Raw genomic sequence first — 25,750 nt, 5'->3', positions numbered from 1 at the left:
GGCTACTGGGATCAGTCCAGATCGTCGTGCGCCATCAGCCGCCGCGCCGCCTCGGTAATCGAGCCGGACAGCGACGGATAGACCGAGAACGTCTGCGCCAGGTCCCCGACGTCGTTGCCGTTCTGCACGGCCAATGCGATCGGCAGGATCAGCTCGGAAGCAATCGGCGCGACCACGACACCGCCGATCACCACGCCGGTGGCGGGCCGGCAGAAGATCTTCACGAAACCGAGGCGCAGGCTTGACATCTTCGCTCTGGCATTGGTGTTCAGCGGCAGCATGATCGTGCGGGCCGGGACAGAGCCGTCGTCGATCTTGGCCTGCGGCACCCCGACCGCGGCGATCTCGGGCCGCGTGAACACCGCCGCGGCGACCGTGCGCAGCCGGATCGGGCTGAGGCCCTCGCCGAGCGCGTGGTACATCGCGATTCGGCCCTGCATGGCCGCGACCGAGGCCAGCAGCATCAAACCCGTGCAGTCACCGGCCGCATAGATGCCGGGCACCGTCGTGCGCGAGACGCGGTCGACGGTCAGGTAATTGCCCGGTCCGAGCTCGATGCCGACGCGGTCGAGGCCAAGGCCGCTGGTGTTCGGCACCGACCCGACGGTGATCAGCGCGTGGCTGCCCTCGACCGTGCGGCCGTCGGTCATCGTCACGAGCACACCGGAGCCGGTGCGGGTCACGGACTCGGCTCTGGCGTTCTTGACAAGCGTCACGCCGCGTTCGGCGAACGCGTCCTCCAGCACGGCGGCGGCGTCGGAATCCTCATGCGGCAGGATCTGGTCGCGGCTCGCGACGACGGTGACCGTCACGCCCAGTTCGGTGTAGGCGTTGACGAATTCGGCGCCCGTGACACCGGATCCGACGACGATCAGATGGTCCGGCAGCTTGTCGAGATCGTAGAGCTGTCGCCAGTTCAGGATCCGCTCGCCGTCGGGCTCGGCGCCCGGCAGCACGCGCGGGCTCGCGCCGGTGGCGATCAGCACGACGTCGGCCTTGAGCTTGCTGACCGTACCGTCGTGAGCGGTGACCTTGACCGTGTGCGCGGCCATGCCCGGCACGTCGTCGACCAACTCCCCGCGTCCGGCGATCAGCGTCACGCCCTCGCTGCGCAACCGCTCGGCGATATCGGCGGACTGTGCGGCCGCCAGTGTCTTGACGCGCTGGTTGATCTTCGGAAGCTCGATCTTGGCGTCCTCGAACTCCAGCGCATAGCCCAGATCTGGGGCACGGCGCAGCTCGGTGCGCACACCCGTCGAGGCGATGAACGTCTTGGACGGCACGCAGTCCCACAGCACACAGGCGCCGCCGATACCGTCGCTATCGACGACGGTGACCTCGGCGATTTCGGGACCGCGAGCGGCGGCGACGAGTGCGGCCTCATAACCGGCGGGCCCGCCGCCGACGATCACGATGCGGGTTGCCACCGCCCTAACCTAGCCAAGCCGACCGTTGATCGCCCAGCTAGTACGCGAACCCTTAGGCTTTCCCCGTGACGCTGTACGCCGCCTACGGATCGAACATGCATCCGGAACAGATGCTCGAGCGTGCTCCGCATTCGCCGATGGCGGGAACCGGCTGGCTGCACGGCTGGCGCTTGACATTCGGCGGCGAGGACATCGGCTGGGACGGCGCATTGGCCACTGTGGTTCAAGACCCGGAGTCGAAGGTGTTCGTCGTGCTCTACGACATGACCAAGGAAGACGAGGAGAACCTCGACCGCTGGGAAGGCTCAGAGCTGGGCATTCACAAGAAGATCCGCTGCCGCGTCGAGCGCACGTCGTCCGATACGACGATCGATCCGGCGCTGGCGTGGCTGTACGTGGTCGACGCGTGGGAAGGCGGACTACCGTCGGCGCGCTATCTCGGCGTCATGGCCGATGCGGCCGAAATCGCCGGTGCCCCAGCGGAATACGTGCACGATCTGCGAACCCGCCCGGCGCGCAATATCGGCCCCGGCACCACCTAGAACGCTGCGGCTTGGTCGACGATGTTGACCAGCACGCGAATCCCCACGGCCAGTGACCGCTCGTCGAGGTCGAACGTCGGCTGATGCAAATCCAATTGCGGGCCGCGGCCCGTCCACACGCCCAAACGTGCCATCGCGCCGGGGACTTCCTCGAGATACCAGGAGAAGTCCTCGCCGCCGCCGGACTGGCGCGTGTCGCAGAGCACGTCGGAGCCGATCGCCTCGATCGCGTGGGTGAGGATGCGCGTCGAGATCTCCTCGTTGACCACCGGCGGCACGCCGCGGCGATACTGCAGGCTGTGCTCGATGTCCAGCGGAGCCAACAGCGACGAAACGATCTCGCGCACAATACCTTCCAGTGAATCCCAGGTATCGCGGCTGGCCGTGCGGATGGTGCCTGCAAGTGTGCCAGTCTGCGGAATGGCGTTGGCGGCGACACCGGCGTTGACCGCACCCCACACCATCACAGTGCCGTTGCGCGGGTCGATACGCCGCGACAGCACACCGGGCACACCTGTGATCAGCGTGCCAAGCCCGTAGACCAGATCGCCGGTCAGGTGCGGACGCGACGTGTGTCCGCCGTGCGACTGCAGCGTGACCTCGAGCTGATCGGCCGCCGACGTGATCGGGCCCGGCCGCACCGCGACCTTGCCGACCGCCAGCCGCGGATCGCAGTGCAGCGCGAAGATGCGTGACACTCCGGTCAGCGCGCCCGCCGCGATCGCGTCGATCGCGCCGCCGGGCATCAGCTCCTCGGCGGCTTGGAAGATCAGCCGCACACCGACCGGCAGTTCGGGGACCGACGCCAGCGCCAGCGCCGCGCCCAGCAGGATCGCGGTGTGCGCGTCGTGGCCGCAGGCATGCGTGACGTTGGGCACCACCGAGGCGTACGGCGCACCGGTCCGCTCGGCCATCGGCAGTGCATCCATATCGGCGCGCAGCGCGATCTTGGCCCCGTGCTCGGGCCCGAAGTCGCACGTCAGCCCCGTTCCGCCGGGCAAAACCTTCGGATTCAGCCCGGCGTCGGCCAGGCGTGACGCGACGAACTGGGTGGTGGCGAACTCTTGGCGGCCAAGCTCGGGATGCTTGTGCAGGTGGCGGCGCCACGCGATCAGATCGTCGTAGTGGGCGTCCAGCCACAGCTCGGTGGCGTCGGCGAGACTCATGACGCCCGCCTTGCCTGCAGCCCGAGCACGCGGTCCCGCTCGGTCGCCGTCTCGGCTAGGCGCACGACCGTGCGCGCCAGCATGATCGCGCCCTCGACGACGGCCTTGTCCGCGCTGGGGCCCGCCGCGGCAACAGTGAACGCCGGCTGGTGGATGGACGCACCGCCCGCCTCGATGCCGACGATCGGGTGAATACCCGGCATGACCTGCGTGACGTTGCCCATATCGGTGCTGCCCAGCGGCAGCGTGGCCTCGACGTCCTCGGCCACTGGCTGGCGGCCAAGGCGCAGCATCTCTGCGCGAAACACGGACGCCAGCCACGCATCGGGCGCCAGCTCGGCGTATGCGGGCGCGGTCTCGGTCACCGTGTGCGTGCAGCCGGTGGCCACCGATCCAGCCGCAAAGCAGCCGGCCATCTTGTCCTCGAGTTCGTGCAGTGATTCGGAGTTGACGGCGCGCATCGTGTAGCGCAGTTCGGCCCGGCCGGGGATGACGTTGGTGGCCTGGCCGCCGTCGGTGACGATGCCGTGCATCATCTGCCCGGGCACCAGGTGCTGGCGCAGCAGCCCGATGGCCACTTGCGCGACGGTGACCGCGTCGGCGGCGTTGACACCCAAATAGGGCGCGACGGCAGCATGCGATTCGCGACCGGTGTAGCGAACGGTCACCTCGGACAGCGCCAGCGACCTCGCGGCCGCGATGTCAAGGGGGCCGGGGTGCAGCATCACGGTGGCGGCGATATCGTCGAACGTTCCGGCCTTGAGCAGCAACGCTTTTCCGCCGCCGGCCTCTTCTGCGGGTGTGCCGATCAGCGCGACCGTCAAGCCGAGCTCGTCGGCGACTTCGGCCAGCGCGAGCGCGGTGCCTACCGCGGACGCGGCGATGATGTTGTGCCCGCAGGCATGTCCGATGTCGGGCAGCGCGTCGTACTCCGCGCAGATGCCGACAACCAGTGGGCCGCTGCCGTAGTCGGCCCTAAAGGCGGTGTCCAACCCGCCGGGGGCCGCGGTGATTTCGAAGCCGTACTCGGCGACGAGTGCCTGCGTCTTTGCGCAGCTGCGGTGTTCGGCGAATGCGAGTTCCGGCTCTGCGTGGATCGAGTGCGACAGCTCCACCAGGTCGCCGCGGCGTCGATTGACGGCGTCTTCGACGCAACTCGACGCGGTGGCGGTGGGCATCTCAGCAGTATCTCACTGCACACTGGGCCGCTGCCCGACAGTTAAGCTCGCCTGGATGACGAGCCCGGGGGCGGTGGCACAACTAGCGGCGGTAGCCATCGGTGACCGCACGGGCGTCGGCAAGCACGACGTCGCCGTTGTCCTCGGCTCCGGCTGGGCCCCCGCCGTCGCCGCGCTCGGTGATCCGGTGGCCGTGATTCCGATGGCCGAGCTGCCCGGCTTCACCCCGCCGACCGCGGCCGGACACGGCGGCCAGGTGCTGTCGCTGCGGATCGGCGATCACCATGTGCTGGTGCTCGTCGGCAGGATCCACGCCTACGAGGGACACGACCTGCGCCACGTCGTGCACCCGGTACGCGCGGCGTGCGCGGCGGGTGTGCACACGATGGTGCTGACGAACGCGGCAGGCGGGCTTCGCGAGGACTACAGCGTCGGCCAGCCGGTATTGATCAACGACCACCTGAACCTCACCGCCCGATCGCCGCTGGTCGGGGCGCAATTCGTGGACTTGACCGACGCCTACTCGCCGCGGCTGCGGGCCATCGCCCACGAGATCGATCCGTCGCTGGCCGAAGGCGTATACGCCGCGCTGCCCGGCCCGCACTACGAGACGCCGGCCGAAATCCGGATGCTGCGCACGCTCGGCGCGGACCTGGTCGGCATGTCGACCGCGCACGAGACCATCGCCGCGCGCGCCGCGGGCGCCAACGTGCTCGCGGTGTCACTGGTGACCAATCTGGCGGCCGGGATGAGCGGCCATCCACTCAGCCATGACGAGGTGCTGGAGGCAGGGCGTCAGTCCGCGACGCGAATGGGTTCTCTGCTGTCGGCCGTGATCGCGCGCGTCTGACGGCCGAACCTCTCGCCGAGCCTGACCACGCCGCGCGCCAACAGTGGCGCCGCGAACAGCATCAGCAGGATCCGCACCACCTGGGCGGCGATGACGAACGTCACGTTGGAGCCGGTTTCGACGGCGGTCGCCAGCACGGCGTAGACGCCGCCGGGGCTGGTCGCGAGGTAGCCCTCCAGCGGGGTGAGCCCGGCGACATGCGCCAGCAGCACACCGAGGCCGGCTGTCGCGACTCCGAGCACGACGATCAGGCCCACCGCCGCGGGCAGCATGCGTCCGACCGCGCGCAACGACTCGCGCGTGAACGCCACACCCGCTTGCCAGCCGATCAGCGCGTAGCCGATCTGCACCAGCACCGCCGGGACGGCGAGCCCGAAGGACAGACCGGTCAGCTGCAGCACCACCGTCAACGCCAACGGCCCGAGCAGGCCCGCGCCCGGCAATCGAACCAAACGCCCGAGCGTGGCCCCGGCAATGACGAGCACGATCAGCATGCTGACACTGAGATACCAAGGGGCAGCACCGGTTTGAGTGATCGGACTGGAGCCGTGTGACTTGTCCGCGTGGTAGACCAACGTGACGACCACCGGCATCGACGCGGTGACCAATCCGACCCGCAGGTACTGCACGACCGAGACCACGCGGTCGTCGCCGCCGAGTTCCCGGGCGATCGCGACAAGACCCGATGCACCACCGGCGACCAATGCCAGCGACCCGGTAAGTGGAGTGACGTCGCGGTGCAACCCGAGCACCGCCCCCGCAGCGACGCTGAGCGCAAGAGTCGCGACGGCGACGGCGAGCACGATCGGCCAATCGGAGCCCAGTGCGCCGACCGCGTCCTGATGGACCATCGTGCCGATGTAGACGCCGAGGACTCCCTGCGCGGCGACACCCGCCCTGCGGGGTATCCGGTCGGGCGCCAACGAGCCGAGGGCCAGCACGATGCCGACGACCAGCGCTGCGAACAGTGCCGCCGAAGGCACGCCGACGCGGGTGAGCGGGACGGTGACCGCGGCCGTCAGCGCTATCAGCAAGGCCCAGCGGAGCAGTCGTCGAATCACCATTAATTACAAGTATGCCCTTGCCATTTCTTGCATGCAACACGCGTTCCTAGGCGTGACAGCGCTAGATTACCAAGGTATAACTTGGTTATGTCCACCGCTGCGTCGTCCGCCACTGAGCTGCGGGAATCGATGATGGCCGTGACCAGGCAGATGCGCAGGCACCGGCCCGACCACGGCCTGACCCTGAGCCAGCTGGAGTTGCTCGGCGAGGTGAGCCGTACGGGCGTGACCACGCCGGCCGAGCTCGGGGTCCGCCTGCATGTTCGGGTTCAGTCGCTGACCGACAGCATCAACGAACTGGTCGGCCGCGGCCTGATCGAGCGCAGGCCCGACGAGACGGACCGGCGTCGTCAGCTCATCGAGATCACCGATGCGGGCACGGCGCTGCTGGAGGCGGATCGCGCCGAGCGTGACGCGTGGCTGCATACGACGATGCGCGACAACCTTTCGCAGCTGGAGTTCGACCTGCTGATGCTCGTGGCCCCGGTGCTCCGCAAGCTGGCTTACGCAGACGCCAAAGCGGGCACACTAGCGCCATGACTCAGTCGCGGACCTCGACCGCCGCGCAGGAGTGGATTTCTCACGACCCCGATCCCGAGACCGCAGCCGAATTGGCGGCGTGCACCGACGACGAGCTCACCGAGCGGTTCGCACAATCGCTGACCTTCGGCACGGCCGGGCTGCGAGGACCACTGCGCGGCGGACCAAACGGCATGAATCTCGCGGTTGTCCTTCGCACCACGTGGGCGATCGCCAAGGTGCTCAAGGACCATGGCCTGGCCGGAAAGCCAGTGGTGGTCGGACGCGACGGCCGGCACCGATCCGAGGAGTTCGCCCTGGCCGCCGCCGAAGTGCTTGCCGCCGAGGGGTTTGTGGTCACGTTGATGTTCGCCGCCGTGCCGACACCGGTGCTGGCGTTCGCCGTGCGGCATAACCGCGCCGCGGCCGGCATCCAGATCACCGCATCGCACAACCCGCCCTCCGACAACGGCTACAAGGTCTACTTCGAGGGTGGGTTCGCGATCGTGCCGCCCGTCGACCGCGAAATCGAGGACGCCATCGCCGAGGCGCCCTTCGCCGATGAGATACCCCGGCGGCCGGTCAAGCCCGCAGGTGTCGACGCGGTTCAGCACTACATCGAGCGCGCGGCACAGATCCGCCACTCGCACGGAGCGGTGCGGGTGGCGCTCACACCTCTGCATGGAGTCGGCGGCGAATTCGTGATGGACGCACTCGTGCGGGCCGGGTTCTCCGACATTCACGTCGTCGAGAATCAGTTCGCGCCCGACCCGGACTTCCCTACCGTGCCGTTCCCGAACCCGGAGGAACCGGGCGCCACCGACGCCGTGCTGGCCTTGGCTGCCGACGTCGACGCCGAGATCGCCATCGCGCTCGATCCCGATGCCGACCGGTGTGCCGTCGGGGTCCCGACGCCTAACGGGTGGCGCATGCTCTCCGGCGACGAAACTGGTTGGCTACTAGGCGATTACATTCTTTCCCAGATCGAGCCGGGCCCCGTCACCGAACGCACCGTGGTCGCCAGCACGGTGGTGTCCTCACGCCTGCTGGCCGCGATCGCCAAGGATCACGGCGCCCGCCACGTCGAGACACTCACAGGTTTCAAGTGGCTGTCGCGCGCCGACGTCGACCTGCCCGGCAGCACGCTCGTCTACGCCTACGAGGAGGCGATCGGCCACTGCGTCGACCCCGCCGCGGTCCGCGACAAGGACGGCATCAGCGCGGCCGTGCTGGCGTGCGATCTGGTTGCCGCGCTGCGTGATCGGGGCCGCACGGTGCTCGACGCGCTCGACGAGCTCGCCCGCCGCCACGGTGTGCACACCACGGCCGCTGTCTCGCATCCGGTCACCGACGCCCCGGAGGCCCAGGCCGTGATGTCCCGGCTGCGCCAGTCGCCGCCCGACCGGCTCGGTGGCTTCGACGTGACGGTCACCGATCTCATGCGCGAACACGGCCAGGGCCGCACCGATGCACTGATCTTCTTCGGCGGCGACGACCACAATTGGGTCAGAATGGTGGTGCGGCCGTCAGGCACCGAGCCGAAAGTCAAGTCCTACATCGAAGTTCGCTGCGCCAACACCGGCGACCTGACTGCCACGCGGGCCAAGGCTCGCGCAATCCAGGACGAACTGGTAGGCGTGGCGCAGCGGTTCTAGCGCGGACCGAACTGGCGATCGCCGGCGTCGCCCAGTCCCGGAACGATATAGGCGATGTCGTTGAGGCGTTCGTCTATGGTCGCGGTGAACAGCCGCAAGTCGGGTGCCACCCTTTCTATCGCCGCGATGCCTTCGGGCGCCACGACCACGCAAATCGCAGTGATGTCAACCGCATTGCGGCAGTGCAGCAGCTTGATGGTGTGGGCCATCGAGCCGCCCGTGGCCAGCATGGGATCGAGCACGATCACCGGCTGTGTACTCAGATCGTCGGGTAGTGACTCCAAATATGGTGTCGGCTGGTGGGTTTCCTCATCACGGGCAACGCCGACGAAGCCGACGCGTGCTTCGGGGATCAGCGCGTGCGCCTGATCGACCATGCCAAGCCCTGCGCGAAGCACCGGAACGAGCAACGGCGGATTGGCCAGCCGGACGCCGGTGGTGTCGGCCAGCGGAGTGCGAACGGGAATCGTTTCGGTGGCCAGGTCGCGGGTGGCCTCGTACACGAGCATCAATGTGAGGTCACGAAGTGCCGCCCGGAACACCGCGTTGTCTGTTGTCTCGTCGCGCAGCTTGGTCAGCCGCGCGGCGGCCAGCGGGTGGTCGATGACGCGCACATCCATGCGCTGACCTTAAGGGAACCGGTGGCCGGCCGAGGACGTCCTAACCGCATGTTCGCCGATACCGACGCTGTGCGCGCCTTCGGCGCCGCCATTTCCGCTCACGCCGCCGACCTGTCCGCGATCGCGTCGACGTTGTCAACACTGCCAACAGCGGCCATCGCGACCGTGATGGGCCCCGTTGCCGCTCCTTTCGTGGCCGCATTGGCCGAAGCTGTCGCTCGTGAGTCGCGCGCGGTTTCGGTGCTCGCTGACAGGGTTTCGGCGGGCGGCGCGACGGCGCATTCATCGGCGGCGGCGTACGAAGCCGCCGACCACCGCGTGGGCGCGGCTTTGCCGGTGATCTAGCCATGCCAAGCGCACTGGTGGCGGCATTGGCCACGCCGATCCGTGAGGTGCAGTCGTTGGTCGGCCCTGGATGGTCCGGCGATCCGGCTGCCGACCCGGCGAGCGTGCTGGGCGGGGTGCGTGATGCGCTCGCCGACGTGTCGGCGGCCGCCGGCCGAGCCTGGCACCAGACCGGCGGTTGGTGGTCAGGTGCAGGGGCCGACGGCGCGGCCGGGTTCTCGGCGGCGACGGTCGCCGCCATCGACGCCATCGCCACCAGGGCCGACAAGCTCGGCGCGACGGCAGGCGCAGCGGCAGCCGCCGTCGCGCGCGCCAACGAGCGGTTGCACGCCATCGTCGAGGACTTCGAGGCCAGGGCGGCCGCACTCGAACCGCACCTTGACTCCCCGGGTGTCGCCGAGGAGCTGCAGGCCGAGGCGCAACGAGCGCTGGCCGAAGCCATCGCCGTGGTCGACGAGCTGCGCGGGGAGCTCGATGGACATTCGGCGGCCCTGACGGCGCAGGCGGCACCAACCGGCCCCACGCCGACGTCGCCGGCCGGCTTCGTTCCGCCTTCGATGCCCTCGATGGGATCGGGCATGGGCGCTCCGCTGAGCGGTCTGTCCGGTGCGGGCGGCGCGTTGGGATCCGGGCTCGCCGATCTCGCCGGCTCGTCACCACACGAGGCCGCCATGCCATTACCCGATGCGGCCACGTTCGGCGACGGCGTCGCCGTCCGGTTGCCCGACGGCAGCACCGCGATGGCGCCAAACGCGGTGGCGGCCAGTGCCGTGCGGCATGCCATGACTCAGCTTGGCGTGCCGTACCAATGGGGCGGTACGACGCCAGGCGTCGGCCTGGATTGCAGTGGACTCACCCAGTGGGCGTATCACGAAGCGGGACTGAACATTCCACGGCTTGCGCAGGAGCAGGACATCGGCGCCGCCGTCGAGCCCGGATCACTACTGCCGGGCGACCTCGCCGTGTGGGACGGTCACGTCGCGATGATCGTCGGTAACGGCACCATGATCGAGGCGGGAGATCCGGTGCAACTCTCGCCGATACGCACCGCCAACGCCGGCCAGAATTTTCAGGGATTCTGGCGGCCAACCGCGTAGCCGGATAATGGGAATCGTGCGGCGGCCGATTCGCAACCTTGCGGTGGACTTCTACCGCGTGTCGGGTGTGGTCGTGATCGTGTTCGGTCACTGGCTGGCCGCATGTGTGACATACGACGACGGAGCCTTCGGCCGAGAAAACCCGTTGGTCGATATGCCGTGGACGCAGTGGCTCACCTGGCCTTTCCAGGCGGTGCCCGTGTTCTTTCTGGCCGCGGGATACGCGAGTGCGGTGTCGTGGCCGGACCGCCGTGACCGCGACGAGTCGCGCGAGGACTGGCTCCGTCGTCGATTGGCCCGGGTTCTCGGTCCGACGACGGCGTACGTGGCAGTGGTTGCGGTAGTGGTCGGCGTCCTGCCGTTCGTGGGCGTGGCCGCATCGACCCTGGACTACGCGGGCTGGGCCGTGGCCATGCACTTGTGGTTCCTCGCGGTGTATCTGGTGCTGGTGTCACTGACACCGCTCGCGCTTGCCGCGCACCGCCGCTTTGGTCTGGCCGTGCCCGCGGCGCTGGCTGTCGGGGTCGCGGTCGTCGATGCGCTCTCGATCGGCGCAGGCGTACCCTACGTGGACTCGCTGAACTACCTCTTCTGCTGGGCTGCGCTGTACCAAATCGGAATTGCTTGGCGCGCTGGCTTATTCAGCGGTAAACGGTCGCTGCTGCTGGCGGTTGGATCGGCGATCGTACTGGCCCTGTTGCTCGAACTCGGACCGTACCCGGTCAGCATGATCGGTGTTCCCGGCCAAATGGTGGACAACGACCTGCCCCCCACGCTGGCCATGCTCGCCTTCGGCCTCGCGCAGGCGGGTATCGCGATGGCAGCCGCGCCGTTGGTCAATCGCCTGCTGCGACCTGCTCGCCTCCAACGGGTCTTGTCGGTGGCGAACACCAACGTGATGGCACTGTATCTGTGGCACATGATCCCGGTCGTGATCGTCGCCCTCGTCGCCTATCCCGCCGGACTCCTACCCCAGCCCGACCTGGGCACCACAGCCTGGTGGCTCGCACGGCTGGAGTGGGTGGCGGTCCTTTCGGCGGTCACCGCGGTGGAGATATCGTTGTTGGCTTGGGGCAAAGCGTTTTTCGCTGCGCCACTTCGCACGATCCACATTTCTTTCGGCAGGCGCTGGGCCGAGCCCGCGATGCTGGTGGGCGCGCTCATGTCGGCCTATGCACTGAAGGTGTTGGCCTCGGTGGGGTTTGCGCCGAACGGCCGGTTGCCGGTGTTGACCGCGCTGATCTTTGTCTTAGGTGTGGCGCTCGTCGCCCTTCGCCCCGCACCCGTGCACGCATTATCGACAGATGTGGTCGAAACACCCACCGCTCTAGAATAATTCGCACTTGGCTGCAGGAATCACTGCCGCGTGGGGCATGCTCATGATGTGCTGTTGATGAGTCGGGTGCTCGGCCAGGACGTCCGCGGGCCGGACGGCCGAGTGATCGGCCGTCTCGCGGATCTGACTGTGAGCCTGGGCGAGCAGAACGGTCCGACCTTGGTCGATCGGATGCTGGTGCGCCGCAGCGGCGCACACGACCTGCTGGTGCCGTGGTCGCAGGTCGGATCCTTCCAGCACCCAGACATCCAGCTGGCCTCCGCAGGGCCCCATTTCGTGATCACCTCAATCGCCGACGCCCTCGACGAGGACGAACTCCTGCTAGTGCGAGACGTTCTCGACACGCAGATCGTCGACATCGCGGGTCAGCGGCTCGCGCGGGTCGCCGACGTGGTGCTCGCCCGTAGTGGCGAGGGCCGCCTCGAAGTCGTCGGCGTGGAGGTCGGCTTCGGCGCCGTTCTGCGGCGGCTTGGTCTGGGCCGGCTGGCCGCGCGTGCCCGCGGCGATGCCGTCGCGTGGACGGATCTGCACCTGACATCGGACCGCGGCCATGCCGTGCAGCTGGCAACGCCGCGTTCGGCAGTGCACCTGCTTGACGCGCGGGGCCTGGCGATGCTCGTCAGTCGGCTCGACATCGAGTCCGCCACCGAGGTGCTTGCCGCAAAGGGCCCTGGGATCGCCGCCGAGGTGGTCCGCGCCAGCCACCCGCTCGTCGGTGAGCGGGTGCTGCGGGCAATGCCCGACGCCGATGCGGCCAAGGTTGTCGCCGCCATGCCCGTCGAACACGCGAGGCATTGGCAGAGTCGTCTCGCGCGTCCTCCAGTGTTGAGAGGTCGACGGCTTCTGCGCTTTCACGTATGGCCCCGTCGCCGTCATACTCTGCAACGCCGAGCCGGCGCGTGAGGAGACGCAAGGCATTAGGCGTCGGTGCACTGCTGGCGGTGCTGGGCCCCGGCCTGCTCGCCGGGCTCTCGGACGACGACCCCGCCGGCATCACCACGTATTCGCTGCTCGGTGCCGATTATGGATACCAGCTGCTGTGGGTGCTACTGCTGTCCACCGTCGCGCTGGTGCTCTTCCACAGCCTGGCCGCCCGCATGGGGGTGGTCACCGGACAGGGCCTGATCGGCCTGGTGCGCCAGCGCTACGGGGTCCGAGTGGGCGGCGCGGTGCTGGCTGCGCTGGTCGTCGCCAACATCGGTACGACGTGCGCCGAATTCGCCGGTATCGCAGCGGGTTTCGAGGTCTTCGGAGTCACCCGCTACATCAGTGTGCCTGCGGCGGCGGTGATCGTTTCTCTGCTCGTGCTACGCGGGAGCTTCCATCGCGTCGAGCATTTCCTGCTGGCGCTGTCGACGGTGTTCCTCGCCTACATCGCGTCGGGCTTCCTGGCCCACCCCCAATGGGACGCCGCGATGCGTGGACTCCTGGTGCCGACGATGCCTGCCAACGGCGAGGCAATCGCCATCATCACGGCGACCGTGGGCACCACGCTGGCACCGTGGGGTCTGTCGTTCATCCAGTCGTACGCGGTCGACAAGAAGCTGCGCACAGAAGACCTGTCCTTGGAGCGCATCGACGTGGTGACCGGCGCCGTACTCACCGGCGTCATCGGATTTTTCGTGGTGGTGGCCTGCGCAGCGACACTGCACCGAGACGGCCGTTCCATCACCGACGCGGCGGATGCCGCGGTGGCGCTGCAACCGCTCGCCGGGGAAGCCGCGGCGACGCTGTTCGCCGTCGGACTGATCGGCGCCGCGCTGCTTGCCGCGTCCATACTGCCGCTTTCAACGGCCTATTCGGTCTGTGAATATGCAGGCGTCGAAGCGGCGCTGGATGACCCGTACAGCGAGGCCAAGACTTTTTACCTGGCATTCGGAGTCGTCACCGGGCTCGGCGCCTTGGTGGTGCTGATCCCGGGGGCTCCGCTGGTGACGATCCTGGTGGCCACCCAGGTCCTGAACGCCGTTCTGCTCGTGCCGTTGCTCTTCGCGATGATCGGCATCGGGCGCGACCGCGACCTGATGGGCCGCTTCACGATGAGCATCGCAGGGCTGGTCGTCTACGGTCTGACCACCGCCGTCGTGCTTGCATGTGTGGCCGCGCTGGCCGTCATCTCCCTGGCCGGGTGACCATCACCGCGAAGCGACGATCCCGATGGTTAGGCTGTCGCGCATGGCTGCTGACATCGTGCCGATCCGGCTTGGGCTGACCAAGGGTGACCTCTACACGTTGTGGGCTCCACGCTGGCGCGACGAGGGCGACGAGTGGGAGGCCTTCCTCGGCAAGGACGAGGACCTCTATGCGTTCGAGTCGGCTGCCGACCTGGCGGCGTTCGTCAGGACCAACACCGACAACGACCTGAGCGACCACCCGGCGTGGCAGGCCTTGACCGAGGCGAACGCGCACCGGCTGGACCCCGCGGAAGAGCGGCAGTACGACCTCGTCGGTGTACCGGAGCTGGTCGCCGAGAAGCTCAACGAGGAGGCGGTCAACGAGCTGCACCGCACGCTGGCCATCGTGTCGTCGATCGGATCGGTGTGCGAGCTGCCTGCGGTCAGCAAGTTCTTCAACGGCAACCCGGTGCTGTCCACGCTGGGCGGCGGCATCGACGCGTTCGGCGGCCGCAGCGGCCGCAAGCGCTGGGCGGAAATCGAAGCGGTGATCGGGCGCGGCTGGGACAACGTCGTCGACGCGATCGACACCATCGTCAGCACCCCCGACGTCGACGCGGCCGCATCGGAGAAGGCGGCAGCAGAACTGGCCGAGCCGGCCCCCGAGCCCGAAGAGCCCGAAGAGGTCGAAGAGGAAACCGTCGACACCGAGGCCGAGGAAACCGAGGACGACGTCGAGGAGACCGACGCCCTCGAAGACCACGCCGAAGGCCTGGTGCTGGGCAGCGACGACGATTTCTGGGTCAAGGTCGGCATCGACCCGGTCCGGATCATGACCGGCGCCGGTACGTACTACACGCTGCGCTGCTACCTGGACGACGAGCCGATCTTCTTGGGCCGCAACGGAAGAATAAGCGTGTTCGGCTCGGAGCGGTCGCTGGCGCGCTATCTGGCCGACGAACACGACCACGACTTGTCGGATCTGGCGACCTACGACGACATCCGCACCGCGGCCACCGACGGTTCGCTGCAGATTGACGTCACCGACGACAACATCTACGTGCTGACCGGCATCGCCGACGACCTTGCCGACGGCCCCGATTCCGTCGACCGCGACCAGCTCGAACTGGCCGTCGAATTCCTCAGGGACGTCGGCGATTACGCCGAGGACACCACCGTCGAGGAGACGCTGGACGCCGACCAGCCGTTGGGACGTTTCGTCGCCCACGCACTGGATCCGGACACGGTGCTTCGGCCGAACCCTCCGTACGCCAAGGCGGTTGAACAGTGGGAGGCGCTGGAGGCGTTCGTCGAGTCGAGGCTGCGCGAGGAGTAGCGCTACAGCTCGGTGGCCCGCGGATGCCGCGGTTCGTACAGGCCGAGTTCGCCGCCGCCGGGAAGCCGGATGCTGGTCAACAGACCCCAGCGTTCCTCGCTGACCGGTCCGCACGTAACACCCTTGGCGGTCAATGTTTCGATCGTGACGTTGACGTCGTCGCACATCAGGTACAGCTCATGCGAACCGGCGCCGTCGGCCGGGTGGACGGCCAGCTCGGCGGGCGGGAGCTTGAAGATCAGCCAGCCGCCGCCGACGTCGACGTTGGGATACTCCAGGACGTCGCGGAAGAACGCGCGGTCCGCCTCGGCGTCGCTGCTGTAGACGATGACATGAGCGCCGTTGATCATGGCGGTCACGATACGACTTCACGATGAATTTCCCGCGTGGCGACGGTCTGCACGGGTATGACCATGCATATCAGCCCCACCGTCCGCTCAGTCACCGTTCCCGGCGCCCGTCTGCACTACGAGACCCGAGGGGCAGGGCCGCTGCTGCTCGTCATCGGCTCGCCGATGGCCGCGGCCGAATTCGCCTCACTGGCCGACGCACTGGCCGGCGATTACACCGTCGTCACCTATGACCCACGCGGACATGCCAACAGCACGATCGACGACCCCAACGAAGACGCCACCGCAGAGTCGCGCGCCGACGATATCGCCGCGATCCTGGACGATCTCGGTGCCGAGGCGGCCGACGTGTTCGGGTCCAGCGGCGGGGCGGTGACGGGGCTGGCGCTGGTGTCCCGGCATCCAGGCCGAGTGCGCACACTCGTCGCTCACGAGCCGCCGCTACTCGAGCTACTGCCCGACGCCGCGCAGCAGCGGGCGAACACCGACGACATCGTCGACACGTTTCACACGGCCGGTCTGCAGGCCGCCTGGTACAAGTTCATGGTCAACGCGGGGTTCGACATCTCCGCACCCGACGGTGCGCCGGTGGAGGCGCCGCCGGAACCGTCCGACAACGACCGCGCCGAAGCCGCGCGGTTCTTCGACCATGAGTTGCGGCCGACGACGCGGTACATGCCCGACATCGCGGCGTTGAAGACCAGCTCCTCACGGGTTCTTGTCGGCCTCGGCGTGGATTCCGGTCGGCTTGTCACTCATCGGACATCAACGGCGCTGGCCGAGCTGCTCGGCACCACCCCGGTGGAGTTCCCCGGAGACCACGGCGGATTCCTCGGTGCGCCAGATGCTTTCGCACGCCGGCTCACCGAGGTGCTCCGCGGCTAAACCTCTATGCGCTCAGCGCGTCCCGAATGACGGCCGCCTGCTTCTGTCCGTAGTCGGTGACGAGGTCTACCGGCACCGGGTCGTTGGCGGGACCGTCGAACTCGATCGCTGTGAACGCGTCACCTTCGGTGAACGTCAGGACCGTAACGGATTTCGTCCCGTCCGGAGAATTCCCGCTGACGATCGAACCACCGGTGCCCACTGGCGCGACCTGTGGCGTGCCAACGACCTCGCCGGACAACGCTCCCCTTGTCTGGTCCATCGCGGCCGACGCCGCCTGAGGACTGTCCAGCACCCAAATCGTGTCGGTGACCTTGCGACTGCCGTCACGGTGTGAATACACCGCTTCGATGCCCGGCTTGCCGTTCGGATTCAGCCTGGGCGCCTCGGCGATGTAAGCGTTCGAGTCGGTGACTGCGTTGGGATCCACCGGCAGAGTGCTGTAATCCGGTTGTGCTGCGGCAGAGCCCATCCCGGCGATGGTCAAACCGGTCAGCGCCGCGGCCGTCACGATCAGGCCACGGACAGCGGACACATCTAGCACGGGTAGCACCCCCAGCCACGCCAGCCGTCACGCCAGAACCAGCCCGGGCCGCAGCCCATGTTGCCCGTCCCGCCCTGGCAGTCGAACGCCTTCACCTTCGGCATTGCCGGCTGTGTGTAGACGACCGTGTCGTGCGACGGCTGTGCGGCCTGTGCGGGCTGCGCGGTGATCAACGAACCGAACAGCATCGCCACCCCGGCAACTGTCATCGTGAATTTGCGCATCGAATTCTCCCCTCGACGAGTGATGCGCCGTATGACGTTACGCCGCACCCGTCCCGGAGGTTGGCTAATTTGGCTAGTTAGCCGATCAGCACGGCGAAGCGCGGCTTGATTACTTCGTCGATGATCGCCAGCCGCTCGTCGAACGGGATGAACGCCGATTTCATCGCGTTGATGGTGAAGCGCTCCAGGTCACTCCAGCCGTAGCCGAACGCCTCCACCAGCCGCAGCATCTCCTGGCTCATCGTGGTGTCACTCATCAACCGGTTGTCCGTATTGACGGTCACGCGGAAACGCAGCCGCGCCAGCCGATCGAACGGATGCTCGGCGATGCTGCCGACCGCGCCGGTCTGCACGTTGCTGCTCGGGCACATCTCGAACGGAATTCGCTTGTCGCGCAACAGCGATGCGAGCCGGCCCAGTTTCGCGGTGCCGTCGGGGGCCACGGTGATGTCATCGACGATCCGCACGCCGTGGCCGAGCCGGTCGGCGCCGCAGAACGCGATGGCCTCGTGAATGGAGGGCAAACCAAACGCTTCGCCCGCGTGAATTGTGAAGCGGGCGTTGTTACCTCGCATGTACTCGAATGCGTCAAGGTGGCGGGTTGGCGGGTAACCCGCTTCGGCGCCGGCGATGTCGAAACCCACCACGCCCTTGTCACGGAACCGGATCGCCAACTCGGCGATCTCTCGCGAGCGCGCGGCGTGGCGCATTGCGGTGACGAGGCAACGCACGGTGATCATCCGGCCCTCGGCGCTGGCGGCCTTCTCGCCGTCGGCGAAGCCGGACAGCACGGCGTCGACGACCGCGTCGAGTGACAAGCCGCCGTCGATGTGAAGCTCTGGGGCAAACCGGATTTCGGCGTAGACCACGTGGTCGGCGGCGAGGTCCTCGACGCATTCGTAGGCCACCCGGTGCAGCGCTTCCGGCGTCTGCATCACCCCGACCGTGTGAGCGAACGGCTCGAGGTAGCGCACCAGCGATCCGCTGTGCGCCGCGGTGCGGAACCAGGTCGCGAGTTCATCAACCTCGGTCGCGGGCAGCTCGTCGTAGCCGTTCTGGCCGGCCAGCTCCAGCACCGTGGCCGGACGCAGCCCGCCGTCGAGGTGGTCGTGCAGCAGCGCCTTGGGCGCGTGTCCGATCGAGTCGAGCGTCAACGGCGTCGTCATGCGGTGATCCGATCGATGATCAACGGGCGCTGTTCGGGTGCATGGTCGCCGACGCTAAAGCCACCGTCGAGTTCGGCCATGGCCGCCTCGAACCGCTCCGGGGTGTCGGTATAGAGCGTGAACAGCGGTTCGCCTGCCGCGACTGGCTCGCCGGGACGGCGATGGATGCGCAGTCCAGCACCTGCCTGCACTCGCTCACCGGGGAGGGAGCGGCCCGCCCCGAGCCGCCACACCGTCAGTCCCACCGCCATCGCGTCGATACCGCCCATCGTGCCATTGCGAGGTGCCGAGATGGTCTCGGAATGCGCACCGACCGGCAGCGGTCGGGACAGGTCGCCGCCCTGCGCGGCCACCAGCTCCCGGAACCGATCCATCGCCGAGCCATCCCTGAGCGTCTCGGCGGGAGCGACCCTGTCGAGCCCGGCGGCGTCGAGCATCTCGGTGGCCAGCGCCAGCGTCAGGTCGACGACGTCGGCCGGGCCGCCGCCGGCCAGTACCTCCAGCGATTCGGCCACCTCGACGGCGTTGCCGACCGCGCGGCCCAGCGGGGTCTCCATGTCGGTCAGCAGCGCGCGCGTCACCAATCCCGCCGCGTTGCCCAGCTCGACCATCGTGCTGGCGAGCTCGCGTGCCTCGGCTTCGGTGGGAAGGAAGGCGCCCGACCCGACCTTGGTGTCGAGCACCAGCGCCCGCGTGCCCTCGGCGATCTTCTTGCTCATCACCGAGCTGGCGATCAGCGGCAGCGATTCGGTGGTAGCGGTGACGTCGCGCAGGGCGTAGATCTTGCGGTCGGCGGGTGCCAGCTCACCGGCGGCGAAGATCGCCGCACCGAGGTCGCAAAGTTGTTGCCGGATTTGGTCTTTGGAGATCTCTGCGGTGAAACCCGGGATGGATTCCAGCTTGTCGAGCGTTCCGCCGGTATGGCCGAGGCCGCGCCCGGCCGCTTGGGGAACCGCGCCCCCACAAGCCATTACGACGGGCACCAAGGGAATGGTGATTTTGTCGCCGACCCCACCGGTGGAGTGCTTGTCCACCAACGCCAATGGCTTGCCGTCGCGTCGCAGATCCGTGAAATCCAGCCTTTCGCCGGAGTCCACCATGGCCGCGGTCCACCGCGTGATCTCGCGGCCGGTCATGCCGCGCAGGAAGATCGCCATCAGCAGCGCCGACATCTGCTCGTGCGCGACCTTGCCGTGGGTGTAAGCGTCGATCACCCAGTCGATCGCCTCATCCGACAACTCACCGCCGTCGCGCTTGGTCCGGATGACCGTCGGGGCATCAAAGGCGAGCCGCGTCACCGCCGTTACCTTACCGACGGCGGTGACGCGCGAATGCCGCTACGCGGCCACGTGCTTGTGGCTCAGCGAGCTGGGCGCGTCGACGCCTGCGCCCTCGTCGACACCGACCCCGAGACGCTCGACCAGTTCGCCGCCCATCCACGCCGTCGCGACGGCCAGCACCACCGCGACGAAGCTGCACACCAACGCCCATGTGGTCGGCTCCCAGCCCGCGTTCACACGAAGCAGCCAGCTGACTGCGAACAACACGACGACGACGATGTTGCCGAGGCCGTGCAACAGCCCGATGCTCTTGGCCCGGGTGCCCGCAGGGATCTTGAACCAGTCGATCCAGCCGAACGGCGCGGCGAGCAGTCCGCCGATGACTCCGGCGCCGATCATGTAGGCCGCCGCGACGGCGAACCCGGGTCGGTCGGTGAAAAGGTAGACGATGTCGAATACCACCGCGGTGGCCAGAAGCCCCAGCGGGAACGGGATCAGCATCGGGTGGATCGCGTGTCCCAACGCCTTTGCGCGACTCTGCATTGCCGCCTCCTTAAAGCAAATGCGTGACGGCAACGGAATTACCCGGGCTGGGCCGCCCCAAACGCTGCACGGGCGTCAATTGTGAACTGTGTCACGGCACTTCCTCTTCGTGCTGCCGCTGCGACGAGGCCATGTCGTGAGGCCCGAAGGCATCGGGCAGCAGTTCGCCAAGCGGTCGCGGTCCCATCGGATGGTCGATCAGCATCTCGGGCCCGCCGTGCTCCATGAGCACCTGCCTGCACCGTCCACATGGCATCAACACCTCACCCGTCGCGTCCACGCACGACAGCGCGATCAGCCTGCCGCCGCCGCCGGAATGCAGGGCGCAGACCACAGCGCACTCGGCACAGAGACCTAGGCCATATGAGACATTCTCCACATTGCAGCCGGCCACCATTCGGTGATCGTCGACCAGCGCGGCCGCCCCGACGGAAAATCCCGAATACGGCGCATACGCATGCGTAGACGCTTCAGTTGCCTTGTGGCGCAACATTTTCCAATCGATATCCGTCTTCACGTCAATCCCATCGCAACAACTCTGAATGCATTCCGAAGCCCCCGTCCCGTGGCCCGACCAACTAGATAGGTCACCCTAACTTTCGCGAATTTTGGGCCGCCAACGGCTAAACGGTAGTTCGTTAACCAGGCAAACTGGGTTTAGAGTCGCCCCGAGGTTTGGGCTGGGTGGTAGGCCGGCCCAAGCGTCCACCGAAGGCGTTGGAGGCCCGATGAGTACAGCGACACCCGCGAGTCCGGCGGTGCCGGCACCGCGATCTCAACCGTCGCGCAGGCGCACCCTCTATCGCGGTGATCCCGGCATGTGGTCCTGGGTACTGCACCGCATCACGGGTGCGACGATCTTCTTCTTTCTGTTCGTGCACGTTCTCGACACCGCGCTGGTGCGGGTCAGCCCGCAGGCCTACAACGAGGTCATCGAGACGTACAAGACCCCGATCGTCGGGCTGATGGAGATGGGCCTCGTGGTCGCCGTCGTCTACCACGCCCTCAACGGCATCCGGGTCATCCTGATCGACTTCTGGCAGCACGGCGCCAAGTACCAGCGCCTGATGTTGTGGATCGTGGTCGGCGTCACGCTTGCGGTCCTGATCCCGTCGCTGGGCGTGCTCGGCATGCACATGGCGGAGCGATTCCTATGACCGAAAACCCTTACGACCACATCAGCGACCGCGGCGGCCCCGCCCCCGTGCTGCAGCGCAGCTACGACCGCCCGCCCGGGCTGGACAACCCGCGCGCGCCGCGGCGCAAGGGTGGCATGCCCAACTTCGAGAAGTACGCCTGGCTGTTCATGCGGTTCTCCGGAATCGTGCTGGTTTTCCTCGCGCTTGGCCACCTGTTCGTGATGCTGATGTGGGACGACGGCGTGTACCGCATCGACTTCAACTACGTCGCGCAACGCTGGGCCTCGCCGTTCTGGCAGACCTGGGACCTGCTGCTGCTGTGGCTGGCGCAGCTGCACGGCGGCAACGGCATACGCACGATCATCGCCGACTACACGCGCAAAGACTCGACGAAGTTCTGGCTGAACGCGCTGCTGGCACTGTCCATGGCGTTCACTCTGGTGCTGGGCACCTACGTGCTGCTGACCTTCGACGCGAACATCGCATAAGAGGTATCCGAGATGCTTGTTGAACATCGCTACGACGTCGTCATCGTCGGGGCCGGCGGCGCGGGGATGCGCGCGGCGGTCGAGGCCGGTCCGCGGGCACGCACCGCCGTGCTGACCAAGCTGTATCCGACGCGCAGCCACACCGGCGCAGCCCAGGGCGGTATGTGCGCGGCACTGGCCAACGTCGAAGAGGACAACTGGGAGTGGCACACGTTCGACACCGTCAAGGGCGGCGACTACCTCGCCGACCAGGACGCGGTCGAGATCATGTGCAAGGAAGCCATCGACGCGGTGCTCGACCTCGAGAAGATGGGGATGCCGTTCAACCGGACCCCCGAGGGCCGCATCGACCAGCGCCGGTTCGGCGGCCACACCCGCGACCACGGCAAGGCGCCTGTGCGCCGGGCCTGCTACGCCGCCGACCGCACCGGCCACATGATCCTGCAGACGCTGTATCAGAACTGCGTCAAACACGACGTCGAGTTCTTCAACGAGTTCTATGCGCTCGACATCGCGATGACCGAGACGCAGGCCGGACCGGTGGCGACCGGCGTCGTCGCCTACGAGTTCGCCACCGGCGACATCCACGTGTTCCACGCCAAGGCGATCGTGTTCGCCACCGGCGGCTCTGGCCGGATGTACAAGACCACGTCCAACGCGCACACCCTGACCGGCGACGGCCTTGGCATTGTGTTCCGTAAGGGACTTCCGTTGGAGGACATGGAGTTTCACCAGTTCCACCCGACGGGCCTTGCCGGGCTGGGCATCCTGATCTCCGAGGCGGTCCGCGGCGAGGGCGGCCGGCTGCTCAACGGCGAGGGCGAACGCTTCATGGAGCGCTACGCGCCGACGATCGTCGACCTGGCGCCGCGCGACATCGTCGCCCGCTCCATGGTGCTCGAGGTGCTCGAGGGCCGTGGCGCCGGACCGAACAAGGACTACGTCTACATCGACGTGCGCCACCTCGGTGAGGACGTCCTGGAAGCGAAGCTGCCCGACATCACCGAGTTCGCCCGCACGTATCTCGGTGTCGACCCGGTCACGGAGCTGGTGCCGGTCTATCCGACATGCCACTACGTGATGGGCGGCATCCCGACGACCGTGAACGGTCAGGTGTTGCGGGACAACACGACGATCGTCCCGGGGCTGTACGCGGCCGGCGAATGCGCGTGCGTTTCGGTGCATGGCGCCAACCGGCTGGGCACCAACTCGCTGCTCGACATCAACGTGTTCGGCCGTCGCGCCGGCATCGCCGCGGCGAATTACGCACTGGGCCATGACTTCGTCGACCTGCCGGATAAGCCGGCGGAGATGGTCACCGGCTGGGTCGGTGACATCCTGTCCGAACAGGGCAACGAGCGCGTCGCCGACATCCGGGGCGCGCTGCAGCAGTCGATGGACAACAACGCCGCGGTGTTCCGCACCGAGGAAACGTTGAAGCAGGCGTTGACGGACATCCACGCCTTGAAAGAGCGGTATGCCCGAATCACGGTGCACGACAAGGGTAAACGCTACAACAGCGATCTGCTCGAGGCGATCGAGCTGGGATTCCTGCTCGAGCTGGCGGAGGTCACCGTCGTCGGTGCGTTGAACCGCAAGGAGTCCCGCGGCGGCCATGCCCGCGAGGACTACCCCAACCGCGACGACACCAACTACATGCGCCACACCATGGCCTACAAGGAGGGCACCGAGCTGCTGTCCGATATCCGGCTGGACTACAAGCCGGTGGTGCAGACGCGCTATGAGCCGATGGAACGGAAGTACTGATGAGCGCCCCCGCAGTCGAGAAGAACGACGCCACCACTCCCCCGGTGCCCGAGGGCTCGGTGATGGTGACGCTGAAGATCGCCCGCTTCAACCCGGAGAACCCCGACGCCGCGGGCTGGCAGAGCTTCCGCGTGCCCTGCCTGCCCAGCGACCGGCTGCTGAACCTGTTGCACTACGTGAAGTGGTATCTGGACGGCACTTTGACGTTCCGGCGGTCCTGCGCGCACGGTGTGTGCGGTTCGGATGCGATGCGCATCAACGGCGTCAACCGGCTGGCCTGCAAGGTGCTGATGCGTGATCTGCTGCCGAAGAAGCCCGGCAAGCAGCTCACCATCACCATCGAGCCGATCCGCGGTCTGCCCGTCGAGAAGGACCTGATCGTCGACATGGAGCCCTTCTTCGACGCGTACCGCGCGATCAAGCCGTACTTGATCACCAGTGGCAATCCTCCTACGCGCGAACGGATTCAGAGCCAGACCGACCGGATGCGCTACGACGACACGACGAAGTGCATCCTGTGCGCGTGCTGCACGACGAGCTGCCCGGTGTACTGGAGCGAGGGCTCGTACTTCGGGCCGGCCGCGATCGTCAACGCGCACCGGTTCATCTTCGACAGCCGCGACGAGGGCGCCGCCGAGCGGCTCGACATCCTCAACGACGTCGACGGCGTCTGGCGCTGCCGTACGACGTTCAACTGCACGGAGTCATGCCCGCGCGGCATCCAGGTGACGCAGGCCATCCAGGAAGTCAAGCGCGCGTTGATGTTCGCCCGCTGATCTCTGCGCGAGCAGACGCAAAGTGGTCCTTTTCGTCGGGGCGGTTTCAGCCGGTGATTGCAACAGCGGGTGGTTTGGGCGGGTTTGAGAGTAGTTCGTCGAGGACTTCGGCGGGTTTCTTCCAGCCCAGTGTTTCACGCGGTCGGGTGTTGAGTTGGGCGGCGACGTAATCGAGGTAATCGGCGGGAAACACTGATAGGTCAGTGCCTTTGGCAAAGTATTGGCGCAGCAGCCCATTGGTGTTTTCGTTGCTGCCGCGCTGCCAGGGCGAGTGTGGATCGCAAAAGTAGATGTCGAGTTCGGTGGCTTGGGCGATGGCGGCGTGGTTGGCCATCTCGATGCCCTGATCCCAGGTCAAGGTCTTACGCAGGATCGACGGCAGCTGCGCCATTTTCGCCACGATCGCTTCTTGCACGGCCAGCGCACCGTGGTCGTCGGGCAGGTGCAGCAACATCACGAACCGGGTGGACCGTTCCACCAGGGTGCCGATCGCGGATTTACCCTGTGCGCCCAGGATCAGATCGCCCTCCCAATGTCCGGGCACCGCGCGGTCTTCGACCTCAGCGGGGCGCTCGCTGATGTTGACCATGTCGCGGATGCGGGTGCGGCGGGCATCGGCTCGGCGTTGGGGTCGGCGCACCGCACGCCCAGTGCGTAGGCATTGGTGCAGCTCGCGACGTAAACTGCCGCGTCCTTGCACGTAGATCGATTGATAGATGGTTTCGTGGGACACCCGCATCTCCACATCGTCAGGAAAGTCCAACCGCAGTCGCCGGGAGATCTGCTCGGGGCTGTATTTGTCTTCGAGCCGATTCTGCACCTCATCATGCAACCGTTCGTGGACCGCAAGCTTGCCGGGTTTGGGTCGGCGCCCTCGCATCTCGGCGTGGGCCTGGGCTGCGGTCGCGCTGTAGCGCGGGGTGGGGTCCCAACCACCGTGCCAGTCGGCGCCGAACCGATAGCGGGCGCGATAGCGCCCGTAGCAGAACGCATTTCGGTTGATCTCGCGCATGATGGTCGACGCCGGACGGCCGAGTCGGCGGGCGATCGAGCGGATGGACTCTCCAGTCTTGACGCCGACGTGGATCTCAATGCGTTCATCTAGGCACAGCGGGGACCACTTACGCGGCCCGGTATCAGTGAATTTTGGTCTCACCCCGCCAGCCTGGGCAAACCAATTCTGGCCGGCGTGAACCGACACGCCGACAGCGACTCCCGCCTCGCCGGCAGACAGGCCGTCGCGAATGTGATCCCAAAACTGACGCACGACCGACCGGTAGGCCTTCAGGTACACAACAACCTCCAACTAGATGGCTGTTGCATTCACCCCCAGAACCCA

28 protein-coding genes are annotated in these 25,750 nt (G+C 67.1%); 15 read left to right on the top strand and 13 right to left on the bottom strand.

Annotated features, from left to right (window positions below; genetic code table 11):
- Positions 1–11: 11 nt before the first annotated feature.
- Complete coding sequence (locus ACWW36_RS15890; protein ID WP_456136969.1) at positions 12–1,427, bottom strand: NAD(P)H-quinone dehydrogenase; 1,416 nt, start codon at positions 1,425–1,427, stop codon at positions 12–14.
- A 65-nt stretch (positions 1,428–1,492) separates the two neighbouring features.
- Here ACWW36_RS15890 and ACWW36_RS15885 point away from each other — a divergent pair, with 65 nt between their 5' ends.
- Positions 1,493–1,969 carry a gamma-glutamylcyclotransferase gene (locus ACWW36_RS15885; RefSeq protein WP_456136968.1) on the top strand — a complete coding sequence of 159 codons (477 nt, stop codon included), beginning with the start codon at positions 1,493–1,495 and terminating at the stop codon, positions 1,967–1,969.
- Here ACWW36_RS15885 and ACWW36_RS15880 read toward each other — a convergent pair.
- Both ACWW36_RS15880 and ACWW36_RS15875 read right to left on the bottom strand, forming a co-directional pair.
- Positions 1,966–3,135: an amidohydrolase gene (locus tag ACWW36_RS15880; RefSeq protein ID WP_456136967.1), complete on the bottom strand. Its 1,170-nt coding sequence runs from the start codon at positions 3,133–3,135 to the stop codon at positions 1,966–1,968. The genes ACWW36_RS15885 and ACWW36_RS15880 overlap by 4 nt on opposite strands.
- Positions 3,132–4,313: a M20 family metallopeptidase gene (locus tag ACWW36_RS15875; protein ID WP_456136966.1), complete on the bottom strand. Its 1,182-nt coding sequence runs from the start codon at positions 4,311–4,313 to the stop codon at positions 3,132–3,134. Before ACWW36_RS15875 ends, ACWW36_RS15880 begins: the two co-directional genes overlap by 4 nt.
- Before the next feature lie 55 nt (positions 4,314–4,368).
- Here ACWW36_RS15875 and ACWW36_RS15870 point away from each other — a divergent pair, with 55 nt between their 5' ends.
- Positions 4,369–5,163 (top strand): purine-nucleoside phosphorylase, encoded by a 795-nt coding sequence (locus tag ACWW36_RS15870; RefSeq protein ID WP_456136965.1) that lies wholly within the window; start codon positions 4,369–4,371, stop codon positions 5,161–5,163.
- Here ACWW36_RS15870 and ACWW36_RS15865 read toward each other — a convergent pair.
- Positions 5,109–6,227 carry an AbrB family transcriptional regulator gene (locus ACWW36_RS15865; protein ID WP_456136964.1) on the bottom strand — a complete coding sequence of 373 codons (1,119 nt, stop codon included), beginning with the start codon at positions 6,225–6,227 and terminating at the stop codon, positions 5,109–5,111. The genes ACWW36_RS15870 and ACWW36_RS15865 overlap by 55 nt on opposite strands.
- A gap of 87 nt (positions 6,228–6,314) precedes the next feature.
- Here ACWW36_RS15865 and ACWW36_RS15860 point away from each other — a divergent pair, with 87 nt between their 5' ends.
- Together ACWW36_RS15860 and ACWW36_RS15855 are read left to right on the top strand one after the other, a co-directional pair.
- The gene (locus ACWW36_RS15860) at positions 6,315–6,767 is read left to right on the top strand and encodes a MarR family winged helix-turn-helix transcriptional regulator (RefSeq protein ID WP_456136963.1); all 453 of its coding nucleotides are present in this window, start codon (positions 6,315–6,317) and stop codon (positions 6,765–6,767) included.
- Positions 6,764–8,401, top strand: a complete 1,638-nt coding sequence (locus ACWW36_RS15855) for a phospho-sugar mutase (protein ID WP_456136962.1) — start codon at positions 6,764–6,766, stop codon at positions 8,399–8,401. Before ACWW36_RS15860 ends, ACWW36_RS15855 begins: the two co-directional genes overlap by 4 nt.
- Here the strand turns inward: ACWW36_RS15855 and upp are convergent.
- Positions 8,398–9,021, bottom strand: a complete 624-nt coding sequence (upp, locus tag ACWW36_RS15850; RefSeq protein WP_456136961.1) for a uracil phosphoribosyltransferase — start codon at positions 9,019–9,021, stop codon at positions 8,398–8,400. The two genes, ACWW36_RS15855 and upp, sit on opposite strands and share 4 nt — an antisense overlap.
- 48 nt (positions 9,022–9,069) lie before the next feature.
- Between upp and ACWW36_RS15845 the strand changes: the two genes are divergently transcribed.
- The 6 genes from ACWW36_RS15845 to satS are packed head-to-tail and all read left to right on the top strand — an operon-like array spanning position 9,070 to position 15,249.
- Positions 9,070–9,366, top strand: coding sequence for a hypothetical protein (locus ACWW36_RS15845; RefSeq protein ID WP_456136960.1), 297 nt, complete (start codon positions 9,070–9,072; stop codon positions 9,364–9,366).
- A gap of 2 nt (positions 9,367–9,368) precedes the next feature.
- On the top strand, positions 9,369–10,463 hold the full coding sequence (locus tag ACWW36_RS15840; RefSeq protein WP_456136959.1) for a C40 family peptidase: 1,095 nt from the start codon (positions 9,369–9,371) through the stop codon (positions 10,461–10,463).
- 16 nt (positions 10,464–10,479) lie between these two features.
- The gene (locus ACWW36_RS15835) at positions 10,480–11,799 is read left to right on the top strand and encodes an acyltransferase family protein (RefSeq protein ID WP_456136958.1); all 1,320 of its coding nucleotides are present in this window, start codon (positions 10,480–10,482) and stop codon (positions 11,797–11,799) included.
- 57 nt (positions 11,800–11,856) lie between these two features.
- Positions 11,857–12,702, top strand: a complete 846-nt coding sequence (locus tag ACWW36_RS15830) for a PRC-barrel domain-containing protein (protein ID WP_456142504.1) — start codon at positions 11,857–11,859, stop codon at positions 12,700–12,702.
- Positions 12,699–13,931 (top strand): NRAMP family divalent metal transporter, encoded by a 1,233-nt coding sequence (locus ACWW36_RS15825; protein WP_456136957.1) that lies wholly within the window; start codon positions 12,699–12,701, stop codon positions 13,929–13,931. The genes ACWW36_RS15830 and ACWW36_RS15825 overlap by 4 nt, the downstream gene beginning before the upstream one ends.
- A gap of 43 nt (positions 13,932–13,974) precedes the next feature.
- Entirely contained in the window at positions 13,975–15,249 is a 1,275-nt protein-coding gene (gene satS / locus ACWW36_RS15820; RefSeq protein WP_456136956.1) for a protein export chaperone SatS, read from the top strand.
- Between the two features lie 2 nt (positions 15,250–15,251).
- Here satS and ACWW36_RS15815 read toward each other — a convergent pair whose 3' ends face one another.
- The gene (locus tag ACWW36_RS15815; protein ID WP_456142503.1) at positions 15,252–15,599 is read right to left on the bottom strand and encodes a VOC family protein; all 348 of its coding nucleotides are present in this window, start codon (positions 15,597–15,599) and stop codon (positions 15,252–15,254) included.
- A 57-nt stretch (positions 15,600–15,656) separates the two neighbouring features.
- Here ACWW36_RS15815 and ACWW36_RS15810 point away from each other — a divergent pair, with 57 nt between their 5' ends.
- Complete coding sequence (locus ACWW36_RS15810; RefSeq protein ID WP_456136955.1) at positions 15,657–16,484, top strand: alpha/beta fold hydrolase; 828 nt, start codon at positions 15,657–15,659, stop codon at positions 16,482–16,484.
- 4 nt (positions 16,485–16,488) lie between these two features.
- On the opposite strand, the gene ACWW36_RS15805 is transcribed toward ACWW36_RS15810, so the two are convergent.
- The 6 genes from ACWW36_RS15805 to ACWW36_RS15780 form a co-directional block, all read right to left on the bottom strand.
- The gene (locus tag ACWW36_RS15805; protein WP_456136954.1) at positions 16,489–17,019 is read right to left on the bottom strand and encodes a hypothetical protein; all 531 of its coding nucleotides are present in this window, start codon (positions 17,017–17,019) and stop codon (positions 16,489–16,491) included.
- A gap of 2 nt (positions 17,020–17,021) precedes the next feature.
- Complete coding sequence (locus ACWW36_RS15800) at positions 17,022–17,252, bottom strand: hypothetical protein (RefSeq protein WP_456136953.1); 231 nt, start codon at positions 17,250–17,252, stop codon at positions 17,022–17,024.
- 77 nt (positions 17,253–17,329) lie between these two features.
- A complete protein-coding gene (locus ACWW36_RS15795) occupies positions 17,330–18,418 on the bottom strand; it encodes an adenosine deaminase (RefSeq protein WP_456136952.1) in 1,089 nt (362 codons plus the stop codon).
- Positions 18,415–19,716 (bottom strand): thymidine phosphorylase, encoded by a 1,302-nt coding sequence (locus ACWW36_RS15790; protein ID WP_456136951.1) that lies wholly within the window; start codon positions 19,714–19,716, stop codon positions 18,415–18,417. Before ACWW36_RS15790 ends, ACWW36_RS15795 begins: the two co-directional genes overlap by 4 nt.
- A gap of 39 nt (positions 19,717–19,755) precedes the next feature.
- Positions 19,756–20,241: a DUF2231 domain-containing protein gene (locus tag ACWW36_RS15785; protein WP_456136950.1), complete on the bottom strand. Its 486-nt coding sequence runs from the start codon at positions 20,239–20,241 to the stop codon at positions 19,756–19,758.
- A gap of 91 nt (positions 20,242–20,332) precedes the next feature.
- Positions 20,333–20,758 carry a cytidine deaminase gene (locus tag ACWW36_RS15780; RefSeq protein WP_456136949.1) on the bottom strand — a complete coding sequence of 142 codons (426 nt, stop codon included), beginning with the start codon at positions 20,756–20,758 and terminating at the stop codon, positions 20,333–20,335.
- Positions 20,759–20,969: 211 nt separating this feature from the next.
- Between ACWW36_RS15780 and sdhC the strand changes: the two genes are divergently transcribed.
- From sdhC to ACWW36_RS15760, 4 genes are read left to right on the top strand one after another with little or no spacing between them, the layout of a single operon-like run.
- Positions 20,970–21,398: a succinate dehydrogenase, cytochrome b556 subunit gene (sdhC, locus tag ACWW36_RS15775; protein ID WP_456136948.1), complete on the top strand. Its 429-nt coding sequence runs from the start codon at positions 20,970–20,972 to the stop codon at positions 21,396–21,398.
- Positions 21,395–21,868: a succinate dehydrogenase hydrophobic membrane anchor subunit gene (locus tag ACWW36_RS15770; RefSeq protein WP_456136947.1), complete on the top strand. Its 474-nt coding sequence runs from the start codon at positions 21,395–21,397 to the stop codon at positions 21,866–21,868. The genes sdhC and ACWW36_RS15770 overlap by 4 nt, the downstream gene beginning before the upstream one ends.
- Before the next feature lie 12 nt (positions 21,869–21,880).
- Positions 21,881–23,635, top strand: coding sequence for a succinate dehydrogenase flavoprotein subunit (gene sdhA, locus ACWW36_RS15765; protein WP_456136946.1), 1,755 nt, complete (start codon positions 21,881–21,883; stop codon positions 23,633–23,635).
- Positions 23,635–24,411, top strand: coding sequence for a succinate dehydrogenase iron-sulfur subunit (locus ACWW36_RS15760; protein WP_456136945.1), 777 nt, complete (start codon positions 23,635–23,637; stop codon positions 24,409–24,411). The genes sdhA and ACWW36_RS15760 overlap by 1 nt, the downstream gene beginning before the upstream one ends.
- Positions 24,412–24,457: 46 nt before the next feature.
- Here the strand turns inward: ACWW36_RS15760 and ACWW36_RS15755 are convergent, their stop codons facing one another.
- Positions 24,458–25,645, bottom strand: a complete 1,188-nt coding sequence (locus ACWW36_RS15755; RefSeq protein WP_456142502.1) for an IS30 family transposase — start codon at positions 25,643–25,645, stop codon at positions 24,458–24,460.
- Between the last annotated feature and the right edge of the window lie 105 nt (positions 25,646–25,750).

The sequence above is a fragment of the Mycobacterium sp. MMS18-G62 genome (genome assembly GCF_053877835.1).
Note: the sequence above shows the minus strand (reverse complement) of the source record. Positions and strands in the feature narration are given on the sequence as shown.